General features: G+C 31.3%; 10 protein-coding genes. 6 read left to right on the top strand and 4 right to left on the bottom strand.

What is annotated here, in order from left to right; all coding sequences use genetic code 11:
- Window positions 1–469 precede the first annotated feature (469 nt).
- The 5 genes from QZV12_RS00270 to hisB all read left to right on the top strand — a co-directional run bounded on the left by QZV12_RS00270 (window position 470) and on the right by hisB (window position 5,283).
- The gene (locus QZV12_RS00270) at window positions 470–1,069 is read left to right on the top strand and encodes a flavodoxin family protein (protein ID WP_295615475.1); all 600 of its coding nucleotides are present in this window, start codon (window positions 470–472) and stop codon (window positions 1,067–1,069) included.
- Between the two features lie 307 nt (window positions 1,070–1,376).
- Window positions 1,377–2,939 (top strand): flippase, encoded by a 1,563-nt coding sequence (locus QZV12_RS00265; protein WP_295615473.1) that lies wholly within the window; start codon window positions 1,377–1,379, stop codon window positions 2,937–2,939.
- A gap of 472 nt (window positions 2,940–3,411) precedes the next feature.
- A complete protein-coding gene (locus QZV12_RS00260) occupies window positions 3,412–4,104 on the top strand; it encodes a TOBE domain-containing protein (RefSeq protein ID WP_295615471.1) in 693 nt (230 codons plus the stop codon).
- A gap of 279 nt (window positions 4,105–4,383) precedes the next feature.
- Window positions 4,384–4,605 (top strand): 4Fe-4S binding protein, encoded by a 222-nt coding sequence (locus tag QZV12_RS00255; protein WP_366925511.1) that lies wholly within the window; start codon window positions 4,384–4,386, stop codon window positions 4,603–4,605.
- Between the two features lie 99 nt (window positions 4,606–4,704).
- Window positions 4,705–5,283: an imidazoleglycerol-phosphate dehydratase HisB gene (gene hisB / locus QZV12_RS00250; RefSeq protein WP_295615469.1), complete on the top strand. Its 579-nt coding sequence runs from the start codon at window positions 4,705–4,707 to the stop codon at window positions 5,281–5,283.
- A 442-nt stretch (window positions 5,284–5,725) separates the two neighbouring features.
- Here hisB and QZV12_RS00245 read toward each other — a convergent pair whose 3' ends face one another.
- Both QZV12_RS00245 and QZV12_RS00240 read right to left on the bottom strand, forming a co-directional pair.
- Window positions 5,726–6,568 carry a F420-dependent methylenetetrahydromethanopterin dehydrogenase gene (locus QZV12_RS00245; protein WP_295615467.1) on the bottom strand — a complete coding sequence of 281 codons (843 nt, stop codon included), beginning with the start codon at window positions 6,566–6,568 and terminating at the stop codon, window positions 5,726–5,728.
- A 364-nt stretch (window positions 6,569–6,932) separates the two neighbouring features.
- On the bottom strand, window positions 6,933–7,574 hold the full coding sequence (locus QZV12_RS00240) for a YitT family protein (protein ID WP_295615465.1): 642 nt from the start codon (window positions 7,572–7,574) through the stop codon (window positions 6,933–6,935).
- A 170-nt stretch (window positions 7,575–7,744) separates the two neighbouring features.
- On the opposite strand from QZV12_RS00240, the gene QZV12_RS00235 reads away from it, so the two are divergent.
- Window positions 7,745–8,059, top strand: coding sequence for a TIGR04076 family protein (locus QZV12_RS00235; RefSeq protein ID WP_295615463.1), 315 nt, complete (start codon window positions 7,745–7,747; stop codon window positions 8,057–8,059).
- 218 nt (window positions 8,060–8,277) lie between these two features.
- Here QZV12_RS00235 and QZV12_RS00230 read toward each other — a convergent pair whose 3' ends face one another.
- Together QZV12_RS00230 and QZV12_RS00225 are read right to left on the bottom strand one after the other, a co-directional pair.
- Entirely contained in the window at window positions 8,278–9,399 is a 1,122-nt protein-coding gene (locus QZV12_RS00230; protein WP_295615461.1) for a hypothetical protein, read from the bottom strand.
- Entirely contained in the window at window positions 9,389–10,516 is a 1,128-nt protein-coding gene (locus QZV12_RS00225; RefSeq protein WP_295615459.1) for an oligosaccharide repeat unit polymerase family protein, read from the bottom strand. Before QZV12_RS00225 ends, QZV12_RS00230 begins: the two co-directional genes overlap by 11 nt.
- Window positions 10,517–10,552: the final 36 nt, after the last annotated feature.

Genomic DNA, 10,552 nt, shown 5'->3' with positions numbered 1-10,552 from the left:
TTATATTTTTATTGATATTATTTTACATTAGCTTCAAAACTTTAACGTTATCAAGTAATATATATTAATAAAAATCTTATATTTAAACATTGTTATATCAATTTTTGTTTGATGATAAATGAATGTATATTAATAATTACCATATATGAATAAATAAACAACAATATTAAAAAATTATTAATCAGAATACAAAAATATTTAAAAAAAACTGAATAAAATAATAAAAAAAATTATTTTTTATAAAAATTGATATATAACGAAGTTAACAAAAATATAACGAAATAAAGCAAAAAAAATGTAATAGGATACATAAAAAAATTATGATTGTTTTTTTTCATGAAAATCTACAAAATTTTTGCAAAAAATTAAGAAAACTTCACAAAAAAATATAATCAATATTGTGAGAAAATATATTATAAAAATGAGAAATTTTTAAAAAATATCTAAAAAATTAAACTGGGGTAAAAGTATGAAAATTCTTGGAATTTGTGGAAGTCCACGAAAAGGTGCAAGTGATTTTTTATTAAGGAAGGCATTGAATGATCTTGAAAAAGAGGAATCCTTTGAAACCAAATTCATTACAGTTATGGGAAAAGACATTTCTCCTTGCCGTCATTGCAATACCTGTGTGAAAACTAAAGGAAAATGTGCAATCGATGACGACATGAAAGAGATTTATGATGCACTTAAAGAGGCCGATGGAATAATACTTGCAAGTCCAATACATTTTGGAAGCATATCCGCTCAATTAAAGGCCGTCATAGACAGATGCCAAGCAATGATCATGGAAGATTTAGACATCTTTAAAAACAAGGTGGGAATCTCTATAGTCGTTGGTGGAGATCGTGCTGGAGGTCAAGAGCTAGCCATACAACAAATCAATACTTTCTACTTATTGAACAAGATAATTCCATTAAGCGGAGGATCATTTGGAGCTAATTTAGGTGCCTGCCTTTGGTCACAGGATGGTGGTGCCGAAGGAGTGAAAAATGATGAATATGGACTTAAAACATTGGATATGACAATTGAAAATTTTAAAGAGTTTCTATTGGAATTCAAATCCAAATAGAAAAAGAATCTAAAGAATCCCAATTGAAATTCAAATCCAAATAGTTTCAATTGAATTCAAATCAAGTAGAAAAATCATAATAAATAGTTTCAATTGGATTAGACTATGAAAAAGCAATTTTAAAAAAATCTTTAAAATTCAGTGCATATCAAAAAAAGTCTAAATTTTACAAAAAGATATATAACTGAAAATTTATATAATAAAAGTAAATTAAATAAGAAAACTATTCTTAAAACATTTAATTCAAGCTTTTTAAATAATGTTTTGAATTAAATCCCTTACTCTTTTTTATTATAGTGGTGTGAAGATGGCTGAGGAAAGTGGAAGTGCGAAAGTAGCAAAAGGAAGTGTAGTGATATTAGTGGGAAATATTATCTTCCGTGTAGGAGGATATATCTATCGTTTCCTTATGGCTTCTCTTCTCGGACCAGCTGCATATGGAATTCTTGGTTTGACAACTCCATTTCAAGGAATATTTCAAGTATTGTCTGCAGCAGGGCTTCCTCCGGCAATAGCTAAATACGTATCTGAATACAAGGCCCTTAATGAAGATGACCTTGCTAGACAAACCATCTTTACGGCCTTGAAGATCATGGTCTTTTTAGGACTCTTTTTTGGATTCATAATGGTCTTTGTAGCAGCTCCTATTATTACAAACTATTATCATAAGCCTGAAGCATTGCTTCCACTTCAAGCAGTAGGTCTTATAACTCATTTCAGTGTAATTGTAGGTGCATTCAGAGGTGCTTTCCAAGGAGTATATAAAATGGAATACATTTTGTATACCAGAGCCATTGAACAGATATTCATGATTCTGATGGCAACAACACTTGTCCTTCTTGGCCTATCTACATTAGGTGCAGTTTTAGGTTCTGTCTTAGGTTTTGTAGCATCAGCAATATCTGCTGTATACATCTTCAAGAGATATATGGGAAAATACATACCTCCTGCAAATCCTGACTTTAAGTTTTCAATCAGACAGGAGCTTGGACTTGCAAAGACATTGATTTTCTTTTCAATTCCTGTAACTGTTGCAGCACTTGCTGAAATGGGTATCTATAGTATCTGCACATTGCTTATGGGAGCATTCCTACCTGCAATGGCAATCGGTTACTTTACAGCTGCAGATCCTATAGCAAGGCTTCCTCTTGTAGTGTCAAACTCTCTTGCTACAACAATCCTGCCTGCAACATCTGAAGCATATGCATTGAAAAATCAGGCATTGCTTGAAAAATACGTAACTGCATCATATAAGTATGGAATGTTTTTCGTTATTCCAATGTGTGTTGGAATAGCTGTATTCGCTCGTGGAGTGATGGGGCTTGTATACTTTACAAATGCTGCATATATGAATGGGGCAGTATCCCTTGCAATATTGGTTATTGGAATGACCTTTTATTCAGTATATACAATTTCAGCAAGTATAGTTCAAGGAATTGGAAATCCAAGAGTTCCAATGTATATTCTAATATTTGGATGTATAGTGACTTTAGGACTTGGATTGTACTTGATTCCGCTTTTTGGAATAGAAGGTGGAGCTTTAGCTACAACAATATCCTCATTTATTATGATGATACCTATGTTCCTGATTCAATTCAGAATGACAAAAACACAGGCTCCATATGCTTTCTTGACAAAAGTTACTGTAGCATCATTGGTTATGGGAATAACATCAATAGCCGTTCCTAACAATGTTATCGGATTGATTACAGGAATAATTATCTGTCCATTCATATACATAGCTATGATTGTTCTTCTTAAGACATTGGCACCAGAAGACATTGTTCAATTCAGAAAATATGCAAGTAAATTAGGACCAATGAGAAAAATTGCAAACAGGTTCTTAGACTTTGTTGAGAAACATAGTTAATCCCAAGCTTACGACCAAGCTTTTTGAGCCTACGGCTCAAAAACCTTGACCAAAAATATTTTCAATGTTTGTTAGGGTTCTCCCTAAAAAACAATTTTTTTAGTAATTTTTTAACAGTTCTTTTTAAAAATTTTTTTCATATTTATCATGTTTTTTATGTTTTTTATGCAATAAATTTAAAAAAAAATGATGAATTGATCATGCTATTTTTTATTTCATATCGATAGGAAAAATATTGATTTATCTGCATATATTTTTCGATTACAAAAATTATACATAACGTATTAAAAATAGCTTAAAATTAATTTTAAGAAATTTTACATGGAAATATACCATAAAAATTTTTCAAAATTGAACATATTTACATCGAAAGGAAAAACAAAAAATTTTAATTAATAAAAGGTATAAACTATAAACCAGAATAGGTAATTTTTTTAATAATAAGTTAAAAAAGGTAAAAGGGACGATTAAAATGACAGAAGTACATGCCGGTGTAGAATATAAAATTAATATTGATGGGAATTCCTTTCTGCTCGATAAGAAAAAATTCGATCTATTGACTTTCATTAATGAAAGCGAATCCATTACAGAAGCTGCTAAATCTTGTAAAATTTCCTATAGAACTGCTCTAAACTATATTGATAAAATCGAATCCACATTAGACATAGCGATTGTAAACACCAAAAAAGGAGGAAGCGGCGGTGGAGGAAGCACCACCCTTACTGAAGAGGGTTTGCAAATCCTAAAGGAATGCAAGAAGATCAATGCAATTATGGAACTTCATAGGGAAACCAATGAACTCGAGGCAGAGATTCTTGAAATAGACAAATCAAAAGGAGTCATGAAAATTAAAATGAATGAATTGATCTTGACAATCCCTTTGAAAAAAGAATATGCTGTTGGTGATAAGATTCTTGCTTTGATAAGCTATGATAATATCTTTATAATGCTTGAGCCTCAAACATCCAGTATCAGAAATATCTTTAAGGGAAAGGTTACTGAAATGAAACTTCAGGATGAAATGGTTCGTGTCAGAATCGATGTAAATGGAGTGGACATTTTCTCAGACATTACCTTATCTGCTGGAAAGGACTTGGATTTAGGTTTAGGCAAAGATGTTTACATTGGCTTTAAAGCATTGTCAATAGCTACACTTAAATTATAGAATTATTTCTTTTAAAAAATAATAATATCATTTAATTTTAATAATCTATTTTTTTACACTATTTTATCAAATAGTTTTATATATTAAGAATAAAATAAGATTATTTAAGGTTATTTAAGATTATGCAAATCGTGTGAAAAAATAGGATATGATCTGCAAATCATAGAAGAAAATAAAAAAATAAAAAAATAATTTTATAAAATAAAATTTTACTAAATTAAAAAAAAAAAAATAATTTTATAAAATTAAATTTAACTAAATTAAAAAAAATAATTACAGATTTATTCAATAGGTGATATCATTTTAAAGATTATAGTTGACGAGGACAAATGTACTGCATGTGGAAATTGTAAGGAAATTTGTCCGAAAGGTGGATATATTTGGACTATCGATACCGTTGCACATGTATCAAACCTAGATTATTGTCATGTTTGTACTTTATGTGCTATGAAATGCGGTCCAGATGCAATTAAAATTATGAGAAATGCACCAGATGAATAAATAATTAATCGTTTCTTTAATTAAATTATGGTTAAAATTTTTTCCATAATTTGTTAACCAAATTATGCTTATTAATACTTAAATCAAGTGAGTGATTCGATGACTAGAATAGCTAAAGTTTCCAGAAAAACATCTGAAACAGATATTGAAATAGAATTAAATATTGATGGAACAGGAAAATATGAAATTGATACAGGAGTAAATTTCTTCAATCATATGTTAGAATCCTTTTCCAAACACAGTTTCATTGATTTGAAAATCAAGGCAACAGGCGATGTTGAAATAGATGATCACCATACTGTAGAAGATGTTGGAATATTGTTGGGAGAAGCTTTTGCAGAAGCTATAGGAGATAAGAAAGGAATAAGAAGAATGGGTCATGCAATTATCCCAATGGATGATTCAGTTGCAACTGTAGCTATAGACATCAGCGGCAGAAGCTACTGCAATATGAAGCTTGATTTTAAGAATGAGAAAATCGGTGACTTGACTTCTGATATTATTGTTCACTTCTTTGAATCATTTGCTTCCAGTGGAAAAATCAATATCTATGGAACATGCGAAGGTGCAAATGATCACCACAAAGCAGAAGCCATCTTTAAGGCATTTGCAAAATCAATGTATGATGCATGTAAAATAGAGCATGATGAAATATTAAGTACAAAAGGCGTTTTATAACCCAAACTTTTTCTCGCCTTTGGCTCGCAAAAGTTGACTAAAAATTATCATTGCTAAGGAAATATGCCTTAACAAAATCGAATACAAATTATCATTGGTTAGGAAATAAGCCTTAACCATTTTCTTTTTTTTATTAAGTTTTTTAAAAATAATCTAACTTTCCTATTTCTCATTTATTTTTATTATATTAAAAATAGCTAAATTATAATATCCCAATATATTGTTTGTATTTTAACGAAATAAAATTTGCATTATAGAATTAAAAGTGGAGTATAATAAAAAATAGAAAAAAAGTAAATTTTGTTTTGATTTGAGATTTGATTTATTTTTGATTTGATTTGATTTGTTTTAAAAAAGAAAAAAGAAAATAAGTAGCTAAAAAGCTACTTAAATCCAATACACTTATTCTGGTTTGCTGATTAAATCGAGTTTGCAACCAACGTTACCTTCTTTCATGTGAGGGTTTGCTGATTAAATCGAGTTTGCAACCAACGTTACCTTCTTTCATGTGAGGGGTTCTTAATACAGTGTCGTTGGATTTTTCAATTTCTCTTGCTTCAGCAGCTAATTTTGCAGCAGCAGCAGCAATTTCGTGAGCAGCAGCTACTAATGGGATGAAGTTTTCGTAACCTTTGGTCATGAAACATCCTTTCATGTCTAAACCTGCTACAGCGCCAGCCATTTCGTATGCAGCGATAGCTTTTGCTTTTGCGTATGGGTTTTGGAATTTAGCAGCTTCTACAGCTTTTTCAGCAGTAATAATGAGTTTAGGTAATTCGATTTCTTTTCCTTCGTCAACAGCTGCGATTACACCGTCAATGGTTTTTTGTACTAATCTTAAAGCACCAGTTTCTGCTAATACTTTTAAGATGTCAGCGTTAAAGATAGCCATTTCCGTTGGGTCTAACCATTCTCTTTTTGCACCGATCATTGGGTCGGACATTACAATAATGTAACCTAAACCTTGTTCATCCATTTCATCTTTTTTACCTTTACCAGGTGCGTCACCAATGATAATAGCAGGGAGATCTTTTTCAGATAATAATTCTCTTGCTCTAGCTGGACCAGGTGCTCCTGGGTTTGGGCTAATGAAAATACAGAAGTCTGGGTCGAATTGGTCGAGTTTAGGTACGACGTCTTCAACTTGTTCAGGGTTCATTTTTGCTCCAGATCCAAATACTCTTACATCGATGTTTGGTCTGTCTGCTCTTTCGTCTAATAATAAATCTAATACTGGTGAAGTACCAATATTACCACTTTTTACGATACCAATTTTAACTACCATAATATCACATGTATATTTATAGTTTTTACTTATTATAAAGTTAATTGTAAAAAATCAAATAAAAACATTTAAATAATAGAATAATTTTTTTGCAAAATTTTAAAAAATTATTGAATATAATAGGAAATAAATAAAGAACAAATAAAAAGTATTAGAAAAAAATAAGGAAAATTTATGAAAAACAAGAATTTTCATGTTTTATGAAAAATAAATTACTAAAAAAATTTAAGGTCCAGGAATGAATTTTTATGAATTATAAATACTCATCATACTTATATCCAAAAATCTAATCAACCAAATACCCATCAAATTTATACCCAAAAATCTAAACAGCCAAATACCCATCAAATTTATACCCAAAAATCTAATCAACCAAATATGCATCAATCTTATATCCGAATATCTTATTGTAGAATTGAATTATGAAACCGACTACAATAGCTGCAAAGATAGTTCCTTCACGAACACCTTCAAGGTGACCCAAAAACAACAATGCCAATACGACTCCTATGGATACAATGGTCAAATCAAAAAATGGCTTTACTTTACCGAAATCCTTATTCAAAACTTCTGCAATTGCCACCACAGCACCATCTCCTGGAAGCATGGCAATGTCTGACTTTACCTCAATAGTCAATCCGAAGGCAAGCACAAAACAGCTTATTATGCACAAGATCCATTGACTTATGTAATCAGTTGGATTTAAAAAATTAAGCAGATATAAATTGAAATCAGTCATATATCCAAATAAAATGCAGATTGCCATTTGTGCAATTTGAGATAAGGTGACCTTTCGAAGCAGAATCATTTGGAACAAAACAAGAAGAACATTGAAAAGGATTGTAAATTCACCTACAGTCCATGGAAAAGCAATGGATAAAACAGCTGGAACACATGAAATTGGAGAGGTTCCTAAAGTAGCTTTAATGGATAGGGAAATACCTAAAGACATTATAAATACACCAACAATAAGCATAAAATATCTAATAACTAATTTTTTATCCATTTAAAACATTCCTTCAATAATCCATATAAATATAAATAAATTTTAGTATTTAAAATTTTTTGATAATGGCATTAATTTTTTGAAGAGAATATTTTTGAAAAAAGGTTAAAATACTTTAATATGAATGAATAATAAAATATTAAGATAACAAATTTTCATATGGTGAAGAAATGAAAAAGGTAAAAATTACTGTTATGAGAAAAGTCAGACATGATGACCTTATTGAAAAGTATGAAAATCCATTAGAGCATGAATGTGATGTTGAATGTGGAGATGTCTTTATAGCAAACGGATGGGAAAAGCCTGAAAATTTCTGTGACAGCGCATGGGAAAGCTTGTCCCCATTTGTAATGGCTTTGGCAAATGGTGCAAGTGACTTCTATGATGGATGGATGAAAAACAAAAAATCTGCTATGATATCCTGCAATGATGGATTTCGTCCAGTAAGCTTTTTGCTTGAAACCATGGATGAAGATGCTGATTAAGTTCAATTATGATTCTATTCATTGCATGCTTCAAAAATCAAACCAAATAAACATTCTAGTATATAGTATAAAATAGTTTATTATTTATCTATTGACTTAATCCATTGATGCTAAATATTCAAAAATAGTTTATTATTTATCTATTGACTTAATCCATTGATGCTAAATATCCAATTAATCCATTTTATCATTAATCTATTTAATCAAACATACGGAAATTATCTAAATACCTTACGACTGTCCCAAATTTTTTTAGTGGATTTAAGACCGCTTTTATCAAGGTCCATATCATCAAATTCATTTATCAAATCCACTACCTTTTCTATTGCAATTTCACTGTTTTTTACAAGATCGGTACTCTTTTGCTCTTCAAGGTTTTCAAATGCCTTTGGAATCTCTTCTATTTTTACGATTGGAATGTTCAATGATTTTGCCAAATCGACACTGCCATGAGTCTTATGGAACCCTTCTATCTTTAGTGACGGAATATTAAACACTCCTGCTTCAATGGTCATTCCCATTCCTGCAGCATAAATCAAGTGAGATGCTGCATCCATAAAGCTGAGCAGATCAACATACTGTGGCAAAACCTTAATGTTTGGAGACAGCACCAAATCCTGAACAATATTTCTGTCAAACCTATAAGGAGCAATCAATGCCTTAAGATTAAGCTCTTCTACTGACCTTATCAATGGCTCAATGTCCTCATCCTTTAAGTCTCCTCCAAGAACAACCAGAACAAATTCCTTCATGCCATATTCGCCATAGATTTCATCCTTGTCTATTAAATTGCCTTCTTTGATATGGTTATCAACATATTTGGCCATAGGATATCCATTAATGTTAACTACATTCTGAAGACCATAATTCTTTTCAAGATATTCCTTATACTCCTCAGTTGGAACAGTTACCAGATTTGCTTGTGAAATGACTTCAATCGGATTATAAATGTCCTGTTCTATATGCAAGATAGGAATCCTTAAGACATTTGCTGCTACAATAGCTTTTCTAACATCTCCTGCATTACCTGCAGTGATCAATAGATCAATGCCCTTTCCCTTAAGTGCATTGAATGACTTTAGGATATCCTTTGAAATAAGGTATGCCAATTTTCCTTTGGAATTTTTTTTGCCTCTTCTGCCTTCTCCAATGGAATGGACTTCATCACAATAAGGTTTCAGGAAATCCTTTGAAGATTCCCCATGATAAAGGCCTATTATCTTATTGATTTTAAAGCTTAGCTTCTCTTCCTTTTCATATTCCCTCAGCTTTTGAATGATTGGGATGATGGTTTTTGATGGAGTGATTTCCCCTGCAATGGCAATGTTTTTAGATTCCATTCCCTTCACCTCTTAATGAATGTATCATGAGAATAATTGCAATCAGGTAAAACAGCCAAACCACAACATCAGTTGGACCTGTTTCAATCCATATAATGGTTTGTGCAAGCAATATGCCATAGAATGCTGCAAATATGCTTTTTTTGTGATTTTGCAATGTGTGTGAAGTCTTGAGTATAATTCCTATTAAAAACATTTGCACAATCATTCCGATAATTCCAAAGTCGAGCAATGCCGGACCGAATATGGTTGAAGTTATTGAATGGTTTCTGTTTATTGTTGCAACACCAACCAAAACCCTTGGATCTGTATGTGTGAAAAATCCTGTAAGTGTGGCATAAAACAGATTGCCCATAGTGGAAAACTGCTTTTCAATAGCTGCAGCCAGTATATTCAATGTAAATGCAGCCCTATAGGATACAAGTTCAATTGGGTTCAAATGCCAGTGCTGCCAGCTTATTACCTGAACAGCAATGAACCCTACAGCAAGAAGAACCAATCCAATAGCTAAAACAGCTAAAGCTATGTATTTCAAATCCACATCCCTTGTATAATATAAAGTTATCAATGCAGATAGCATGATTGCTATAGGTGTTGTTCTATAGCCGGTTAAGACAAATAAAGCCAAACCTGCCAATAGCAGGATATAATGAGACTTTCTATTGTATCTTGCAAGGAGCACATTTATGGAAGGCAGGAATATAATATAAGACAAAAGCCATATTTTGCTTGCTGCCTGAGCCTTTAAGGTAGCTGAAAAAAGAGGTATGCCACCTAATAATGCTATGTTTATTATTTGCAATACAATTCCAAGCAAAACAAGGGAGCCTATAATCAATTCATCTTTGGAATATGACTCAAACAAGGATAGCTTTTTAGTGTTTGAATAGAATCCATCGTTAGATAGGAACTTGTTTTTCAATAAATGATTGGCTATATAGATTCCACATATAAAAAATAAAAGACCTAATCCAATATAAAGGTATAAATCTAAATTAGGAGCTGGCAATTCGCCATAATAATACCACATAGGCATGGCAATAGCTAAAAATAGGATTACCATAACTACAATAATCAATGGATGGAATAGATCAAATTTTATATTTTTTAAGTTCATAAAATCACTGCCTTTATAGACTATCTTTATAATCAT

Origin of the sequence: uncultured Methanobrevibacter sp. (assembly GCF_902769175.1) — an archaeon.
Taxonomy (GTDB): Archaea; Methanobacteriota; Methanobacteria; order Methanobacteriales; family Methanobacteriaceae; genus Methanobrevibacter.
Note: the sequence above shows the minus strand (reverse complement) of the source record. Positions and strands in the feature narration are given on the sequence as shown.

Excerpts from the sequence above, each read along its gene's own strand:
- QZV12_RS00230 (WP_295615461.1), bottom strand. The coding sequence starts at position 9,399 with ATGGAATCTAAAAACATTGCCATTGCAGGGGAAATCACTCCATCAAAA.
- QZV12_RS00270 (WP_295615475.1), top strand. The coding sequence starts at position 470 with ATGAAAATTCTTGGAATTTGTGGAAGTCCACGAAAAGGTGCAAGTGAT.
- QZV12_RS00245 (WP_295615467.1), bottom strand. The coding sequence starts at position 6,568 with ATGGTAGTTAAAATTGGTATCGTAAAAAGTGGTAATATTGGTACTTCA.
- hisB (WP_295615469.1), top strand. The coding sequence starts at position 4,705 with ATGACTAGAATAGCTAAAGTTTCCAGAAAAACATCTGAAACAGATATT.
- QZV12_RS00265 (WP_295615473.1), top strand. The coding sequence starts at position 1,377 with ATGGCTGAGGAAAGTGGAAGTGCGAAAGTAGCAAAAGGAAGTGTAGTG.
- QZV12_RS00260 (WP_295615471.1), top strand. The coding sequence starts at position 3,412 with ATGACAGAAGTACATGCCGGTGTAGAATATAAAATTAATATTGATGGG.
- QZV12_RS00225 (WP_295615459.1), bottom strand. The coding sequence starts at position 10,516 with ATGAACTTAAAAAATATAAAATTTGATCTATTCCATCCATTGATTATT.
- QZV12_RS00240 (WP_295615465.1), bottom strand. The coding sequence starts at position 7,574 with ATGGATAAAAAATTAGTTATTAGATATTTTATGCTTATTGTTGGTGTA.
- QZV12_RS00235 (WP_295615463.1), top strand. The coding sequence starts at position 7,745 with ATGAAAAAGGTAAAAATTACTGTTATGAGAAAAGTCAGACATGATGAC.